General features: G+C 62.1%; 15 protein-coding genes. 10 read left to right on the top strand and 5 right to left on the bottom strand.

Annotated elements, in window-relative coordinates; all coding sequences use genetic code 11:
* Positions 1–34 precede the first annotated feature (34 nt).
* Positions 35–922: a DUF2167 domain-containing protein gene (locus WBQ96_RS21400; protein WP_165114869.1), complete on the top strand. Its 888-nt coding sequence runs from the start codon at positions 35–37 to the stop codon at positions 920–922.
* 57 nt (positions 923–979) lie between these two features.
* On the opposite strand, the gene WBQ96_RS21395 is transcribed toward WBQ96_RS21400, so the two are convergent.
* The 3 genes from WBQ96_RS21395 to WBQ96_RS21385 form a co-directional block, all read right to left on the bottom strand.
* The gene (locus WBQ96_RS21395) at positions 980–2,200 is read right to left on the bottom strand and encodes an MFS transporter (protein WP_336554098.1); all 1,221 of its coding nucleotides are present in this window, start codon (positions 2,198–2,200) and stop codon (positions 980–982) included.
* On the bottom strand, positions 2,197–2,745 hold the full coding sequence (locus WBQ96_RS21390; RefSeq protein ID WP_336554096.1) for an NADPH-dependent FMN reductase: 549 nt from the start codon (positions 2,743–2,745) through the stop codon (positions 2,197–2,199). Before WBQ96_RS21390 ends, WBQ96_RS21395 begins: the two co-directional genes overlap by 4 nt.
* Before the next feature lie 125 nt (positions 2,746–2,870).
* Positions 2,871–3,746, bottom strand: a complete 876-nt coding sequence (locus WBQ96_RS21385; RefSeq protein ID WP_336554094.1) for a LysR family transcriptional regulator — start codon at positions 3,744–3,746, stop codon at positions 2,871–2,873.
* 85 nt (positions 3,747–3,831) lie between these two features.
* Between WBQ96_RS21385 and WBQ96_RS21380 the strand changes: the two genes are divergently transcribed.
* Together WBQ96_RS21380 and WBQ96_RS21375 are read left to right on the top strand one after the other, a co-directional pair.
* Positions 3,832–4,011, top strand: a complete 180-nt coding sequence (locus WBQ96_RS21380) for a hypothetical protein (RefSeq protein WP_337035922.1) — start codon at positions 3,832–3,834, stop codon at positions 4,009–4,011.
* Positions 4,012–4,140: 129 nt separating this feature from the next.
* Positions 4,141–5,088: a DMT family transporter gene (locus WBQ96_RS21375; RefSeq protein ID WP_336554091.1), complete on the top strand. Its 948-nt coding sequence runs from the start codon at positions 4,141–4,143 to the stop codon at positions 5,086–5,088.
* 35 nt (positions 5,089–5,123) lie between these two features.
* On the opposite strand, the gene WBQ96_RS21370 is transcribed toward WBQ96_RS21375, so the two are convergent.
* On the bottom strand, positions 5,124–5,309 hold the full coding sequence (locus tag WBQ96_RS21370) for a hypothetical protein (RefSeq protein WP_337035921.1): 186 nt from the start codon (positions 5,307–5,309) through the stop codon (positions 5,124–5,126).
* 91 nt (positions 5,310–5,400) lie between these two features.
* Here WBQ96_RS21370 and WBQ96_RS21365 point away from each other — a divergent pair, with 91 nt between their 5' ends.
* The 5 genes from WBQ96_RS21365 to WBQ96_RS21345 all read left to right on the top strand — a co-directional run bounded on the left by WBQ96_RS21365 (position 5,401) and on the right by WBQ96_RS21345 (position 10,931).
* Entirely contained in the window at positions 5,401–6,654 is a 1,254-nt protein-coding gene (locus tag WBQ96_RS21365; protein WP_246245647.1) for a glutamine synthetase family protein, read from the top strand.
* Positions 6,655–6,773: 119 nt separating this feature from the next.
* Positions 6,774–7,871: a polyamine ABC transporter substrate-binding protein gene (locus WBQ96_RS21360; protein WP_091914321.1), complete on the top strand. Its 1,098-nt coding sequence runs from the start codon at positions 6,774–6,776 to the stop codon at positions 7,869–7,871.
* Between the two features lie 120 nt (positions 7,872–7,991).
* Complete coding sequence (locus WBQ96_RS21355; RefSeq protein WP_336554084.1) at positions 7,992–9,134, top strand: ABC transporter ATP-binding protein; 1,143 nt, start codon at positions 7,992–7,994, stop codon at positions 9,132–9,134.
* An 8-nt stretch (positions 9,135–9,142) separates the two neighbouring features.
* Positions 9,143–10,111 carry an ABC transporter permease subunit gene (locus tag WBQ96_RS21350; RefSeq protein ID WP_336554082.1) on the top strand — a complete coding sequence of 323 codons (969 nt, stop codon included), beginning with the start codon at positions 9,143–9,145 and terminating at the stop codon, positions 10,109–10,111.
* Position 10,112: 1 nt separating this feature from the next.
* Positions 10,113–10,931: an ABC transporter permease subunit gene (locus WBQ96_RS21345; RefSeq protein ID WP_165114887.1), complete on the top strand. Its 819-nt coding sequence runs from the start codon at positions 10,113–10,115 to the stop codon at positions 10,929–10,931.
* 6 nt (positions 10,932–10,937) lie between these two features.
* On the opposite strand, the gene WBQ96_RS21340 is transcribed toward WBQ96_RS21345, so the two are convergent.
* Positions 10,938–12,827 (bottom strand): AsmA family protein, encoded by a 1,890-nt coding sequence (locus WBQ96_RS21340; protein WP_336554080.1) that lies wholly within the window; start codon positions 12,825–12,827, stop codon positions 10,938–10,940.
* A gap of 197 nt (positions 12,828–13,024) precedes the next feature.
* Here WBQ96_RS21340 and WBQ96_RS21335 point away from each other — a divergent pair, with 197 nt between their 5' ends.
* A complete protein-coding gene (locus WBQ96_RS21335) occupies positions 13,025–14,983 on the top strand; it encodes an acetoacetate--CoA ligase (RefSeq protein WP_336554078.1) in 1,959 nt (652 codons plus the stop codon).
* A 332-nt stretch (positions 14,984–15,315) separates the two neighbouring features.
* Complete coding sequence (locus tag WBQ96_RS21330) at positions 15,316–16,905, top strand: peroxidase family protein (RefSeq protein ID WP_336554076.1); 1,590 nt, start codon at positions 15,316–15,318, stop codon at positions 16,903–16,905.
* The last annotated feature ends 111 nt before the right edge of the window (positions 16,906–17,016 follow it).

Here is a 17,016-nt window from a genome sequence, read left to right as displayed (position 1 = left end):
CTTTCGGGGGCATGCTTTGAGGAAAACGGCTTTGTTGCTGGGCTTGACACTCATGTTGTCAGCCGGGTCGGCTTTGGCGGAAACATCGGCGGAATTCTTCAAGTCCTATCAGGACTACGGAGATACGGGAAAAGAATTTCTCGACAAGATCGAGCCGAAAACCGGTGCCATCGATCTCGCCGATGGCGTTCACCTGGAACTCAAGGACAAGTTCTATTTCCTCGACCACGACGACGCCGTGCAGGTTTTGACCGAAGGCTGGGGCAATCCGGCCGACACCACCGTCGAAACGCTGGGGATGATCTTCCCCAAAGATTACGACCCTCTGGCCGACGGCACCTGGGGTATCGAACTGCGTCACGAAAAGATCGGCTATGTCGATGATCTGGATGCGGCCACCATCGACTACAGCGATTTGCTTAGCACGATGCAGTCGGACACGAACGCGCGCAACGAGGAGCGCGTCAAGGAAGGGTTCTCGCCGGTAACGCTTGTGGGATGGGCTTCGCCGCCCACCTATGACACCGTCAACAAGCGGCTTCATTGGGCCAAGGAGCTTCAGTTCGGCGAGGCGACCTCGCGGACGCTCAATTACGATGTGCGTTTCCTCGGCCGCGAGGGCGTCTTTGTCATGAGCTACATCGCGACAATGGATCAACTGCCCGAAATCAAGCAGAGCCTCGGTGAGGTGCTGAACCTTGCGAGCTTCGCCGAAGGCAAGCGATATGCTGATTATCTGCCGGGCGTCGACAGCGCCGCCACGATTGGCATCGGCGGGTTGATCGCGGGCAAAGCTGCGATCAAGACTGGGCTCCTGGCTGTGGCGCTGGTTGCACTCAAGAAGTTCGGCTTTGTCTTGCTCCTGCCATTGATCGGGCTTTGGCGGTTCGTTCGCAGCAAGTTCTCGCGCAACGGCGCATAAGCGTTCATCATCGTCGCCACGCGTCCGATAAGCGCGTGGCGACGTGGTCTTCCTTTGTCAGCGGGAAACCGCCGCCGGTACGCGTGCAGCCCGAAATACAGCCGTGCCGGCAGCGATGATCGCGACGGCACCGACTGCAGCGCCAGCATAGAGATAGGTCTGCCCGAAGCCGAATGCCGCGATCATCGGCTGGCTGACGAAGGGCGAGATGAAATGACCGGCAAAGACGCTGGCCGTCATGCCGCCGGCGACACGTCCTCTCATCTCCGGTGCGGCTGCGGTCATGGCAGCGGCAGCGATGTTCGGCATCATCATGCCCAGGCCGAGCCCGACCACGCTGGCCGCTGTCAGCACCGCCGGCAGCGAGCCCGCCAATCCGAGCAGCGCATAGCCGGTCGCCATCAGGCCGAAGGCGAGGCCGAAGACGCCCGTCACGCCCAGTCTTGCGCGCAAGGGGGCGTAGAACAGCGAGACGCCAGCGCTGACAACGTTGCCCAGCCCGATGGCGAACCCCGCCAGCGTCGGCGAACCGATCCCCATGGCATTGAGATAGAAGGGAAGTTGCGTCGGTATCAGGTAGTAGGCGACGCTGTTGAGAACGGAAGCGAAGTACACCGCGGCAATGGCAAGCCATGCCGTCGTGCCCACGGCTCCGGCGAGCACGGTCGTGCCGCGGGCAAGATTGGGCTCTTTGATGAAGGCCAACATGGCCGGGATCAGCAGGAGCGAAAGGCCATAGACGGCAAAGGGCGCGCGCCAGTGCAGTTCGGCCAGCAGGCCGCCGCCGGTCAGGAAAACCAGCCCGCCGATGCCGACGAAAGCCGCCTGCAACCCCATGAAGCGGTCGCGCGCCGGTCCGGTGAAATAGTCGCCGACCAACGCGGTCACCGTCGTCATCACCCCCGCCACGGCAATGCCGAGTGCGGCGCGGCCGATCAGCAGGCCGACAAGCGAATCCGCCAGCAGGCCCGACATGCCGCCGATGCCGTAGAGCAGGGCGCCAGCCATCAACAAAGGCCGGCGGCCGAAGCGGTCGGCAAGGCCGCCGGCGAAGGGCGCGCAGATGACGATGAAGAGCGCCGGCAGCGTCAGCACCAGCCGGGTCAGGATCTCGACATTGTCGCTGCCGGCGAAATGCGCTTCGATGGCCGGCAGGGAAGGCGCGATCGTGGCGCCCGACATGATGGTCAGCATCGCCGCCAGCAGCAGCGTGATGTTGCGTCCGCGATGCAGGTGACGGCCTGGTGCCGTGTCGATCGGGCGAAGTTGCGCATTCATGCTGCCACCTCGAAATAAGACGAGCTGGCACGGGCGTCGCGCAGGGCCACGGCCCACCAGTGAAGGCGGGCGAGCAGCGTTTTCATCGCCTGCTCTGCGTCCTTCGGCTCGATCAGCGACCCGGCGCTGTCGAATCTATTCCAGGGGTTGGCGAAGCTTACCGTATCGCGGATGCCGACGGCATGAAGTTCGGCGAATATCAGCCGAAGCTGCTCGACGGCCCGCAGCCCGCCTGAAACGCCGCCATAGGAGACGAAGGCGACCGGCTTGATCTGCCATTGCTGGTTGTAAGCGTCGATCAGCGATTTCAGCGCGCCGGTGTAGCCGTGATTGTATTCGGGCGTGACGATGACGAAGGCGTCCGCCTCGTCGAGGTTGCGGCCGATCTCGGCGCTATTCGTCTCCATATCTCGCGGGTCGATATGGCTTGCGGCAAACCGCCCGTCACTGAGAATCTCGGTTGCCGCCCAATTGACCATGGTGTCGCAAAAGCGGCCTTCTCGGGCGCTGCCATAGATCAGGCCGAGCTTTGTTTTCTGGGGCATTTTGGGTAGGCACTCCGTTCAATGAAAGTTCAGGAGCACCCCTATAAAACCTCAGGTATAGTTGAGGTCAAGCATTAAAAAGCACCGCCGTGTTTTTTGGAAACGCAGCGGGTTTGCGCCGGCGTTCAGTCGCCTCCCAAGGGCCTTTCCCCGGCAAACAGCGGCGCATGCGCAGCGATAAGCGCGGCCATGCGCTCTATGACCTTTCGCACCTCCGGGCGGTGGCGGTCGTCGTCATGCATGACGATCCATTGCCTGTGATGCAGTTCGGCAATCGGCTCGCCGGCGCGCTCTAGCAGCGGGTCGCGGTCGCCGGCAAAGCACGGCAACACGCCGGTGCCGACGCCGGCACTGATGAGATCGTAGAGCGTGCGTGGCGTGTTTGCCCACGCGGCAATCGACAGGTTCGGTTGCGCATTCGTCCAGCGGGCCGACGGCGTGGCGGCGTCGTCGGGCGCGATCGCCACCCAGTTTTCTGGTCCCTGCATAGGCTGGTTGCGTGCCCGGAAAGGCGCATAGGCGACTTCGCCCGCCGGCCGCGAAGCCAGGTTCATGCCCTCGGCCGGACGATTGCGAACGCCGATCTCGACCTCGCGATGGGCGATGTCGAGCCGCGCTTCCGCCGTCTTGAAGCCGATGTGGAAAGGGTCGTCGGGCGTCCATAGCCGCGAGAAATTGGCCGACAGCAGATTGGCGATCCAGGTGCCGGCCGATATCCGCACCACCGGGCGTCGCATGTCGGCCGAAAGCCAGTCCTCGATGGGCCGGGCGCTCGCCTCCATCGCCTGCGCCTTGGCAAGCAGCGCACGGCCGTCTTCGGTGAGTTCATAGCCGGTCTGGCGGCGGATGAAGAGCCGCCGCGCGAGCGCCTGTTCCAGCGACAGCATCTTGCGGCCGATCGTGGCCGGGCTGGAGCGCAGTTCCTCGGCTGCCGCCGAAAGCCCGCCGCTGCGCGCGACATGGATGAAGGCCTTCAGGTCGTTCCAGTCGAGATTTTTCATAATTGAAAAAGATAGCGCGAAATACGCCGGAGATACATCCGAAATCGCCCGATATCTTTCGATTATGAACTTCAAGGGAAAGGATATGGCGATGGAGCCGCTTCACGTCTGGACAATGATACAATACGAACTGAGCCGAAAATCCCGCGACCGCCAGCGCTCGTATAATGGCGAAGCGCAGGACGTTCCCTCCAGAAGCATCCTGCGCAGGCTGTGGTCCGGCCTGTTTCGCAGCCGCCGCGAAAGGCGCGACAACGCCTGCTGAGCGACCGGGTGCCACAACCACAAGCCCGGACTGGACCACCCGCAAAAAACATCTTTCGACTATCGGATTCCGAACGTGTTTGTCGCTTGGCGACATGCGCGGCCTTTTCGAAACATCGATAGTCGAGCCATGACAGAAACCGCCGTTTCACACGCAGGCTCCCACATCTCTCGGCGCGAGGAGCGCATCGGGATGCTGCTGGTGTTCCTGTCGGCGCTGATGTGGAGCTTTGGTGGCGCGATCGCCCGCTTCATCGAGGTTGACGATAGCTGGACGGTCGTGTTCTGGCGCTCGTTCTGGGCCGCCGTTTTCCTGCTCGGCTTCATGGCCTGGCGCGATGGCCTGCGCGGCACGCTGAAGCTGTTCCGCAGCATGGGCCTGCCCGGCCTTGCGGTGGCGCTCTGTTTTGCGGTGGCCTCGACCTCTTTCGTCGTCGCGCTCGCCTACACCACGGTTGCCAACATCCTTCTGATGCAGGCCGGTGTTCCGTTGTTTGCGGCGCTGATCGGCTGGCTGGTGTTCCGCGAACGTGTCAGCGGGCCGACCTGGATAGCCATTGCCGCCGTGATCTGCGGTGTCGCCATCATGGTCTCGGAATCCTTCAACGGGCAGGTGTCGCCCATCGGCGACGGTCTCGCGCTGCTGATTGCCATGGTGTTTTCGATAGCCACCGTCATCACCCGCCGCTTCGCCCATGTGCGCATGACGCCGGCAACGTGCCTGGGTACGATTCTCGCCGGCATATTCGCCGCCACACAGGTCGACGCCTTTGTCGTGTCGCCCCGCGACATGGGTTTCCTGTTTGCTTTCGGCGCGCTCAATCTCGGCCTCGGCCTCGCCTTCTTCGCCACCGGCGCGCGGCTGGTTCCGGCTGCCATCGCAGCCCTTCTCGGCTGTTTTGAGCCGATCCTCGGACCGATCTGGGTATGGCTCATCCACGGCGAAGTACCGTCAGCCCGCACCATCGTCGGCGGTGCGGTCGTGTTCACGGCATTGCTGGTTCACATCGGGCTGGAATTCCGGCGCCAGTCGCGTCCGGTGAGACCGGGCGTCACAGGCATGCCGTCTCCCCATTGACATAACTGTTACAGAGCAGGCAGGTTATGTGATCTTCAACCAGTAAACAGGTATATCTTGCGTGAAATAACCGGAAGCATAGAAACCGGAACCAAACCTTCTTCCACAGGCGGCTCTTCTTTTCCCTCAAGCGGCACCGCCGGGAAAAAACGCCCGCCCGAAATTCCTTCCCCTGAAATTCCCCCGGTTCCAGCCTCTTCCGGCCAGAAGTCCTCATTCATTTCACCTGAGCACGAAGCTGAATATCGCGCCTTCGTCGAAAAGCATCCCGACATCGAAGCAGTCGAATTTCTGCTGGTCGATCCCAACGGGATGATGCGCGGCAAGTGGGCGCCCGGCGACGCGCTCAAGAAAGCCTTCCAGGACGGCGTCAATTTCCCGATGTCGCTGCACGGCCTCGACGTCTGGGGCCGCGAGGTCAGCGAGACCGGCCTGCATATCGAAACCGGCGACAAGGACGGCTACTGCCGCGCCACGCGCGGCTCGCTGTCGATCGTGCCGTGGGCCAAGCGCAAGACCGCACAGGTGCTGCTCCAGACGTTCTCGCCAGAAGGCGAACCTTTCATGGCCGATTCCCGCCAGGTGCTGAAGCGCAAGGTGGCCGAGGTCAACGCCAAGGGCTTCTTCCCGGTCGTCGCCTTCGAGCTGGAATTCTATCTCCTCGATCCTGAGGTCGAATGGGACGACGGCATGCCGGCCCCCGTCGGCGCCACCGCCGGCCCGGACCGGTTGCGCATGTATGGCCTCGACGATCTCGCCGAACATGCCGACCTGTTCGACATGATCCGCGACGCCGCCGACGATCAGAACCTGCCGATCGACACCATCATCAAGGAAGCCGCCCCCGGCCAGTTCGAGGTCAATCTCAAGCACCGGGGCGATCCGCTTCGTGCCGCCGACGATGTCATCATGCTCCAGCGCATCGTCATCGGCTCCGCCCGCGCCCATGGGCTGACGGCCACCTTCATGGCCAAGCCTTTCCTCGAATATGCCGGCAACGGCATGCACGTCCACGCTTCGATGCTCGACGCCGATGGCCGCAACATCTTCGGCGGTGTTGCGGGTCGCAAGACGCTCGAATCGGCCGTAGCAGGTCTCTTGAGGACCATGCCGGAATCGCTGCTCCTGTTCATCAACACCTGGAACGGTTTCAGGCGCATCACGCCGGGTTCCTACGCGCCGACCCGCGCTGTCTGGGGCGAAAACAACCGCTCGGTCGCCCTGCGCATTCCGGTTTCCTCGGAAGAGAACACGCGGCTCGAGCATCGCATCGCCGGCGCCGATGCCAACCCCTATCTCGTCATGGCGACGCTGTTGCAGGGCATGGTCGAAGGCATCGAGAACAAGGAAGTGCCGCCGCCGCCCGTTCAGGGCAACGCCTATGACGATGGCGGGCTTTTCCTGCCCGACGACATGGACGATGCGCTGCAGCTGATGGCCAAGAGCGCTTTCGTCGACAGGGCGCTCGGGCCGTTGATGGCCAAGGTCTACCAGGACCTCAAGCGTGCCGAAATCCTGGCCTTCTGGGCCGAGATCACGCAGCTGGAACGCACAACCTATCTGTGAACTACCGGCGCGATTTCGCGCTTGTCGCACTGCAAAAACGCCAATAGGCTAAACCAAAAACCGCCCGGGCCAGGCTTGGCCCCGGAGCCGGAATGGAACACTAAAAACAGGAGATTGAGATGATACGCAAAGCGCTTTGGCTCACCGCCACGACGACTTTCGCAGCGGTTTTGACATTCTCGGCCAACGCGCAGGAGCGCGTCGTCAATGTCTACAACTGGTCGGATTACATCGATGATTCGATCATTGCCGACTTCACCAAGGAAACCGGCATCAAGGTCGTCTACGACGTCTTCGATTCCAACGAAATCCTCGAAACCAAGCTGCTCGCCGGCGGCAGCGGCTACGATGTCGTGGTGCCGACCGCGAACTTCCTTGCGCGCCAGATCACGGCGGGCGTCTTCCAGAAGCTCGACAAGTCCAAGCTGCCGAACCTCTCCAACATGTGGGACGTGGTTTCGGAGCGCACCGCCAAATACGATCCCGGCAACGAATACTCCATCAATTACATGTGGGGCACGGTCGGCATCGGCTACAACAAGAAGAAGGTCGAGGAAGCGCTCGGCACCGACAAGGTCGATACCTGGGAAACGGTCTTCAATCCCGAGAAGCTCGCCAAGCTGAAGGATTGCGGCGTCTACATGCTCGATTCGCCGACCGATATGGTCCCGACCGTTCTCAAATATCTCGGCCTCGATACGGAATCGACCAATCCCGACGATCTCGCCAAGGTCGAGGAGACCTTGCTGAAGGTACGGCCTTTCGTCCGCAAGTTCCATTCGTCCGAATACATCAACGCACTCGCCAATGGCGACATCTGCCTCGCTGTCGGCTGGTCCGGCGACGTGTTCCAGGCACGCGACCGCGCTGCCGAAGCCAAACAGGGCGTGGAAGTCGCCTATGTCGTGCCGCAGGAAGGCGCGGAGATGTGGTTCGATCAGATGGCGATCCCGGCCGATGCCAAGCATGTCGAGGAAGCGCATGAATTCCTCAATTACATCATGAAGCCGGAAGTGATCGCGAAGGCGACGAACTTCGTCTACTTCGCCAATGGCAACAAGGCCTCGCAGGAGTTCATCGAGAAGGACATCACCAGCGATCCGGCGATCTACCCGGACGAGGCGATGCTGGCCAAGCTGTTCACCGTCTCGCCCTACGATCCGAAGTCACAGCGCAACATCACGCGTCTTTGGACCAAGGTCGTCACCGGCCAGTAAAACTTGGAAAAGAGAGCCCCGCGGAAAGCTTCGCGGGGCTCTTTTCGGAACGTATCCGCAAGCGCCCGCAAAGGGGCCGGAACGATCTAGAGTGGGAATCCGTACAGGACGGAGAGGGACATGAAATCGCTTGGAAGCATTCGCAGGAGCTTTGCGCCGTGGAGCGATCCCGCCGCCAAGCCCTACATCGTCTTTGAAAACGTCACCAAGCGCTTCGGCGATTTCACTGCCGTCAACGACCTGTCGCTGAGCATTTTCGAGCGCGAGTTCTTCGCGCTTCTCGGCGCGTCCGGCTGTGGAAAATCGACGCTGCTGCGCATGCTGGCCGGTTTCGACGAGCCGACGTCGGGCCGCATCCTGCTCGACGGTCAGGATCTGCGCGGCATCCCGCCCTACAGGCGGCCGGTCAACATGATGTTCCAGTCCTATGCGCTGTTCCCGCATATGACGGTCGAGAACAACATCGCCTTCGGCCTGAAGCAGGAAGGCATGGCGAAAGCCGATATCGAAAAGCGCGTTGCCGACATGCTCAAGCTGGTCAAGCTGGAGCAGTTCGCCAAGCGCAAGCCGCACCAGCTTTCCGGCGGCCAGCGCCAGCGCGTGGCGCTCGCCCGCTCCGTCGCCAAGCGCCCCAAGGTGCTGCTGCTCGATGAGCCGCTCGGCGCGCTCGACAAGAAGCTGCGCGAGGAAACGCAGTTCGAGCTGATGGACCTGCAGCAGGAACTCGGCCTGACCTTCGTCGTGGTGACCCACGACCAGGAAGAGGCCATGACCATGGCCGACCGCATCGCCATTCTCGACAAGGGCGAGGTGATGCAGGTGGCGACGCCGACGGAAGTCTACGAGGCGCCGGCATCGCGCTTCGTCGCCGGCTTCGTCGGCAACGTCAATATGTTCGAGGGCAAGGTCGCCAGCCGCGATGCCGGCAGCGCGCGTATTTCGGGTGGCAACGGCCTGACCATCAAGACCGAGAATGCGGGCGATGCCTCGGCCGGAAGCGATGTCGTCTTCGCCATCCGGCCCGAGAAGATCAAGGTTTCGTCGAAGAAGCCGGCCGATGCGGACGCCAATGTCGCTGAAGGTGAAATCTACGATATCGCCTATCTCGGCGACATGACCGTCTATCACGTCAGGCTCGCCGACGGGCAGGTCGTCAAGGCAAGCTCGCTCAACGCGGTGCGCATCTCGGAAGACCCGTTGAGCTGGAACGACAGGGCCTGGATTTCCTTCCGTCCCGATGCGGGCGTGGTTCTGACACGGTAGGTGCGGCCATGACGGACACAGCCATAGCCGCATCGAGCGCCACCGAATACGCAGGCAGGTCGCCGCTTGCCCGCGCCTTGAACGCCTTCGTCAGCCGCCTCGTCATTATCGTTCCCTATCTCTGGCTGCTGTTCTTCTTCCTCGTCCCCTTCATCATCGTTTTCAAGATTTCGCTGTCGCAGACGGCCATCGCCATGCCGCCCTACATTCCGGTGCTGGGCTTTGGCGAGGGCTTGAGTGGTTTCTGGGCGCAGCTGAAGCAGCTCAGCATCGACAATTACCTCTGGCTGACCGAGGACGCGCTTTACTTCAACGCCTATGTGTCGAGCGTCGTCATCGCCGGCATCTCCACCATCCTGACGCTGCTGGTCGGCTACCCCATCGCCTATGGCATGGCGCGCGCGCCGGCAACGCTGCGGCCGACGCTCTTGATGCTGGTCATCCTGCCGTTCTGGACTTCGTTCCTGATCCGCGTCTATGCCTGGATCGGTATCCTGAAGCCCGAGGGCCTGCTCAACCAGTTCCTGCTCGCCACCGGCATCATCGACCAGCCGTTGATCATCCTCAACACGCACACGGCGATCTTCATCGGCATCGTCTATTCCTATTTGCCGTTCATGATCCTGCCGCTCTATTCAGCGCTGGAGAAGATGGACTTCTCGCTCATCGAGGCGGCGCAGGATCTCGGCTGCCCGCCGATCAGCGCCTTCTGGAAGATCACTTTTCCGCTGTCGATCCCCGGTGTCGTCGCCGGCTGCCTGCTGGTGTTCATTCCGGCGGTCGGCGAATTCGTCATCCCCGATCTGCTCGGCGGCTCGCAGACGCTGATGATCGGCAAGACGCTGTGGAACGAGTTCTTCGCCAATCGCGACTGGCCGGTGTCGTCGGCCGTGGCCGTCATTCTGCTTCTGCTTCTGGTGATACCGATCATGATCTTCCAGCATGCGCAGGCACGCGCTCAGGAACAGGGCAGGTGACATGAACAGCAGCTGGAGCCGTTTCAACATCACCTCGATCGTGCTGGGCTTTGCCTTCCTCTATCTGCCGATCGTGCTTCTCGTGGTCTTCTCCTTCAACGAGTCGAAGCTCGTCACCGTCTGGGGTGGGTTCTCGACCAAGTGGTACGGCACCCTGTTCCAGAACAAGGGCCTGATGGACGCCGCCTGGGTCACCGCACGCGTCGGCGTCATCTCTGCCACCGTCGCCACCGTGCTCGGCACGCTCGCCGCACTCACCCTGACGCGCTACACGCGCTTTCGCGGACGGGTGCTGTTTTCGGGCATGGTGTTTGCGCCGCTGGTCATGCCCGAAGTCATCACCGGCCTGTCGCTGCTGCTGCTGTTCGTGGCGGTCGGCCTCGACCGCGGCTTCCTGACGGTAACGCTGGCACACATCACCTTCTCCATGTGCTTCGTCGCCGTCGTCGTGCAGTCGCGCCTGCTCACCTTCGACCGGTCGCTGGAGGAAGCAGCGATGGATCTCGGCGCCCCACCGGTAAAAACCTTCTTCCAGATCACGCTGCCGGTCATCCTGCCCGCGATCGTCTCCGGCTGGATGCTGGCTTTCACCCTGTCGCTCGACGATCTGGTGATCGCAAGCTTCACCTCCGGACCGGGCGCGACCACCTTGCCGATGAAGATCTATAGCCAGGTGCGTTTGGGCGTGACGCCGGAAATCAATGCGGCCTGTACCATCCTGATCGCGGTGGTCGCGGTCGGCGTGATTGCGGCCTCGGTGGTCAACAAGCGCCGCGAAGTGCAGCGCCTGCGCGACGAACAGGCGGCTCAACGCGGGTAATAAGCCTCACTGCACCGGTGCTGCCGGCCCTGCCAAGGCAGGCGGCGTCGAGCGTATCGGCGAAATGAAGGGCGCGTTCCACGAGCCGCCGACGAAGAACATCGCCTGCGGTGGTGTTGCGCCGTTCTGCGCCGCGGGCTGGTCCGGTGGCACGATGCCGCCCGAAAGCGCCAGCCCCCGTCCGACATAGGGAACGATGCCGGTCAGCCAGAGCCTGCCCTGCGGGCTCTTTGCTTCCGCCTTGTCGATCTTGACGACGCCGCGCGAGATGCTTGCCTTGAACTCCGCGCCGTCTATCGGCAGCGTACCTTTCGAGACGTCGCCGAGTGCGAAGAACCCACCCTCGGCACTGCGCTTCTGGAATCCTGCCAGATCGAAATCGGAAAGCGCACCGGGGCCGAAGGTCGCCGATATCGTGCCTTCGGCGTTGTCGAGAATGGATCCCCAGGTCCGCCCCGGACCCTTCATGATCAGCGAAATGTTGCCGCGCCCGATTGGAAAAAGCCGCGGCATGCCGGTTGCCGCACCGAAAGCGCCGCCCTCGATGTCGGAGGCCAGAAGCCGCATTTCCACCTGCGTTCCCTCCGGCTTGCGGTCGAAGCGGATGCCGGCCTGAAGATTGCCGTCGAAGGCGGCGGCGTCCGAAATATCGAAGGCAGCCAGCCCGTTCTTCACCTGCACATTGGCGGCTACCTCCGACAGCGTGACCGAGCCGGCAACCGCGTGCCCGGCCGACAGGCGCAGGTCCAGGTTCATGCGGTTGGCGAAGGTCGTGTCGATCTCGGAGGGCCCCGCTTGAACCGCATCGGCCGTACCCGCTACTGGTGCCAGCGGCGTGAAAGCGGCAAGGAACGAACGCAGGTCCAGCGTCTCGAACGCCAGCGTGCCGGCGATTGAAGGAATCCCATCGGCAAAGGACGCATTCAGCACGCCCATGCCCGGATTGCCGTCCAGCCCGATCTCCGCGTTGTCCAGCTTGAGCCGCTGTGCATCCCCGCTCATGCGCCCCGCCACCGAGAGCGAGCCGATGGCGCTGCCCGGCGAGACATCGGCACGCGACCATTCCAGCATGCGCCGCAGCGAAGGTGCTGAAAATTTCACCGCGCCGTCGACGAAGGGGTTCTCGGTCGTCTTCACTATGCCGTCGAAGGAGGCGGTGGCCGGCTTTGCGGTGAGAGAGGCGGTGACGGGCGCTTCGCCGCCGGCAAAAAGCATCAGCGGCTTGGCTGACGACGCCTCGATCGCAACCGACTCGCCGCGCCAGATGCCGGTAACGTTGAGCGTTGCGGTGCTGTTGAGCGTCGGCCAGCTCACCCGGCCGGCAACGCCGGTCAGGATTTCGCGGTCCTTGCCATCGGCAAAGACGGTCACGCGGCCGTCGCTGACCTCGACCATGCCGAACGGATCGGAGGAGACGCGTCCCGGTTCGGCCTGGCCGGCATTTGCCGCCACGGCTTCCCGCGTCGCCTTGACCGAACTGGCGATGCGTCCGCCGGCCGGCAGGGCCGGCAGATAATGACCGTCGGCCGTGCGCTCGACGCGCAGCGTCGGCCGGATCATGCTGGCGGAGGAAAAGACAACATTGCCGCCGAGTGCTGCCAGCGCCGAAAGCTTGATTTCCATGCGCTCGGCTTCGATCACCGGCGGGTGGTCGGGCTCTCCCCATTGGGTCATCGCCACATTGGTCAGGACGGCGCGAAAGCTCGGCCAGACTTCTATCTCCGGCGTCGAATCGATGGTGACTCGGTAGCCGCTCCATGAACTCATCTCGTAGGCGATGCGATCGCGCACCAGCCGCGTCGAAGCGATAAGCGGGAGCATGGCGATGATCAGGCCGACGATCAGCGCAGCCGCGCCAATCACCCAGATGCTGCGCCTGACCAGAGGTGACGGCATTGTGCCTCATTCATGCTTGTGGTTGATCGGCCGCCGTGCCGATTACCTTGTTGTCCGGTTTAGCGGACATGCGCGGCATTTCAACCCTTTGTGTCAGAGCTATGGCATTTTGTGAACGATGACGCCGCGACAGGGCCAGACGCCTTGCCTTGTTGCGCTGCAATATGCATAAGAAACCGCCGCTGGGAGGACCATGTATGACCGAGAAAACGCCACTCTGGACACCCTCGAAGGACCGGATAGCCGCAGCCCCGCTCACGACTTTCATGTCGCAAGCCTCGAGCCGCGCCGGCAGGGCATTCTCCGATTATGCCGAACTGCATGCCTGGTCGATCGATGACCGCGAAGCCTTCTGGGATTTGGTGTGGGACTTTTGCGGCATCGTCGGCGACAAGGGCGCCCGCATCCTGGCCGATGGCGACCGCATGCCGGGCGCGAGCTTCTTTCCCGATGCAAAACTCAATTTCGCGGAAAACCTGCTGAAGAAGACCGGGCCCAGTGAGGCGATGGTCTTCAAGGGCGAGGACAAGGTTTCGCGGCGGCTCTCCTGGGACGAGCTTCACGGTCTGGTGTCAAAGCTGCAGCAGCTGTTCGTGAGGCTCGGCGTCAAGCAGGGCGACCGCGTTGCCGCGATGATGCCCAACATGCCCGAAACCATTGCTGCCATGCTGGCGACTGCCTCGCTGGGCGCTGTCTGGTCCTCCTGCTCGCCCGATTTCGGCGAACAGGGCGTGCTCGATCGCTTCGGCCAGATCGAGCCCGTCGTCTTCATCGCGCCCGACGGCTATTTCTACAACGGCAAGGAAATCGACGTCGCCGCCAAGATCGCGACGGTGGCGGAAAAGCTTCCGACCGTCCGCACGGTGCTGGTCGTCGACTATGTCGGCAAGGCGAAAGAGGTCGCCGCCGGCGTCGAGAAGGCCGAGGCGCTGGATACGGCACTTGCGCCTTTCACCGCAGGCAAGGTGAGCTTTGAGCGGCTGCCCTTCGCCCACCCGCTCTACATCCTGTTTTCGTCGGGCACGACCGGCATTCCGAAATGCATCGTCCATTCCGCCGGCGGCACGCTGATCCAGCATGTCAAGGAACAGCGGCTTCATGCCGGCATCGAGGATGGCGACCGCTTCTTCTATTTCACCACCTGCGGCTGGATGATGTGGAACTGGCTGGTGTCCGGCCTCGCTTCCGGCGCGACGCTGCTGCTCTATGACGGCTCGCCCTTCTATCCCGATGGCAATGTGATCTTCGATTTCGCCGACGCCGAGAAGATGACCTATTTCGGCACCTCCGCAAAATTCATCGATTCCGTGCGCAAGGCCGATCTGCATCCGATCAGGACGCATGACCTGTCGACCGTCCGCACGCTGTCCTCCACCGGCTCGCCGCTGTCGCCGGAAGGCTTTTCATTCGTCTATGACGGCATCAAGAAGGACGTGCATCTGGCCTCCATTTCCGGCGGCACCGACATCGTCTCCTGCTTCGTGCTCGGCGTTCCGACCGAGCCGGTCTGGACCGGCGAAATACAGGGCGCAGGCCTCGGCATGGCCGTTGATGTCTGGGATGACGACGGCAAGCCGATCCGCGGCGAGAAAGGCGAACTGGTCTGCACCCGCGCCTTCCCGGCCATGCCGATCGGCTTCTGGAACGATCCGGACGGCGCAAAATACAGCGCCGCCTATTTCGAGCGCTTCGACAACATCTGGTGTCATGGCGATTTCGCCGAATGGACGACGCATGGCGGCATCGTCATCCATGGCCGCTCCGACGCGACGCTCAATCCGGGCGGCGTGCGCATCGGCACAGCCGAGATCTACAATCAGGTCGAGCAGATGCCGGAAATCCTCGAGGCGCTGTGCATCGGCCAGACCTGGGACGACGATGTGCGCGTCGTGCTGTTCGTGCGGCTGGCTGAGGGCGTCACACTCGACGAGGCGCTGGACAAGCGCATCAAGACCAAGATCCGCACCGGCGCCAGCCCGCGCCATGTGCCGGCAAGGATAGTCGCTGTCGCTGACATCCCACGCACCAAATCCGGCAAGATCACCGAGCTTGCCGTGCGCGACATCGTTCATGGCCGGCAGGTCAAGAACAAGGAAGCGCTGGCCAATCCCGAAGCGCTGGAGCTCTATCGCGATATTCCGGTGCTGCAGAACTGAGACGCCGGCGCGGTTCCTCGGTCGGAAGGCGATACCAAATTAGAAGTACATCTGTTTCGATTCCGCTTTTGTTTATAGCATCTTACCTGAATCGATTTGAATACGGATATATTCATTAAAGCATCTTCGGTTGAAAATACGAAGTTGCTTAAGTATTATTATGTCATCGTGAAGGGTGCGACGGCATACCATAAAATTGTATTTTAATAATAGGCGCTTGCGGTTACGGCAACGCACGCCCGTCCTTTGTCTCATCGTTGGATTTCGCGAGGGTAGTGGGGGTTATCTCATGCGTCGGCCCGATATTGGCCGATGTATTCAGGAGGATGGCAATGTCCCTGAAAACAAAGAGCTTGCCCAAGAGCTCCAAGGCAGGCGGACTTCCAACGGAATTGTTGAACACGCTCAAGCTGGCCGCCACTGCGGTCAAGACCACCCCCGGCCATGGCGTGGCCGGCCGGCATCCGAACAGGGAAATGCTCGACACGCTGACCGGCAACAAGGATCCGGGCATGTTCGGCCGGATGTTTCCCAGGCTGCCGCCATTGCAGGTTTCCGATGCCAAGTTGAAGGCGCTGGCTGAGGCGATGCTGGACGCAAATCCCGGCGATCCCAATGGAAACAACCCGAATGTGCCGGCCGGCTTCACCTATTTCGGCCAGTTTATCGATCATGACATCACGCTCGACCTCACCTCGCTCGGCGAGAAGGAGAAGGACCCGCTCGGCATCGAGAATTTCCGCACGCCGAGCCTCGACCTCGACTCCCTCTATGGCCTCGGCCCGGACGGCAGCCCGCAACTCTACGCCCGCAATCCCGTCGCTGGCGAAAAGCATGGCCCGAAGTTCCTTATCGGCAAGAACTTCAATTCGGGCGAGGGCGAGTTCCGCAACGACCTGCCGCGCAGCCCGGAAGGCTTTGCGCTGATCGGCGATCACCGCAATGACGAGAACCTGCTGGTTGCCCAGACCCATCTCGCTCTGCTGAAGTTCCACAACAAGGTTTGCGATACGCTTTCGGCAGCCCCCAACCCGCCGCCGGATGTGTTTCAGGAAGCCCGCAGGCTGGTGACATGGCACTATCAGTGGATCGTGCTGCATGATTTCGTCGAGCGCATCACCGAACCCGGCATCGTCGCCAAGATCCTGCACGACGGCCGCAAGTTCTACCGCTTCAAGCGGGTACCCTTCATGCCGGTGGAATTCTCGGTGGCGGCCTATCGCCTTGGTCACAGCATGGTGCGCCAGCGCTACGCCCACAACAAGGTGTTCACGGCGGCCGACTTCAACCTGTTCTTCGCCTTCACCGGCCTGTCGGGCGGCATCGTCGGCGATCTCGCCCCGACGCCGCCGACCCCGCCGCCCAATACGGCGTTCCCGCGTCTGCCCAGCAACTGGATCATCGACTGGCGTCGGTTCCATGAACTCGGCGACATGGGCGGCGCGCCGGTCAACATGACGGCCTCGCGCAGGATCGATCCTTTCCTCGTGTCCTCGCTCCACACTCTACCGGGCGGCGGCGGCAATCTCGCCTTCCGCAATTTGAAGCGCGGCGTGATGCTGGGTCTTCCCTCCGGCCAGGATGTCGCGCGGCATATGAGGATCAGGAACCCGCTGACACCGGCCGAGATCGCGTCGGGAACGGATGGCGCGGTGGCAAAGCAGCAGGGTCTCGATAAGACGACGCCGCTTTGGTACTACATCCTGAAGGAAGCCCAGGTGAAGAAGGGCGGACTGGGGCTCGGGCCGGTCGGCGCAACGATCGTCTCGGAGGTTTTCGTCGGGCTCGTGCATGGCGACCAGACGTCCTATCTCTGGCGCGAGGCCAACTGGAAGCCGACCTTGCCGTCGGCGGTGCCGGGCAAATTCACCTTCGCGGATCTCCTGCGGTTCGTGAACGACATCAACCCGATCGGGGATTGAATAGCCCCGCCGCCTGTCGGGCAGAACGCGACGGGCGGCGGTATGGTTAACCAAAGATAACCGTGAAATTTACCGAGATTTCATGAGTGGTACACTTTCGTAAACTGAATC

The sequence above is a fragment of the Mesorhizobium sp. CCNWLY176 genome, assembly GCF_037153935.1.
Lineage (GTDB): Bacteria > Pseudomonadota > Alphaproteobacteria > Rhizobiales > Rhizobiaceae > Mesorhizobium_M > Mesorhizobium_M zhangyense.
This window is presented reverse-complemented; position numbering and strand designations above follow the sequence as displayed.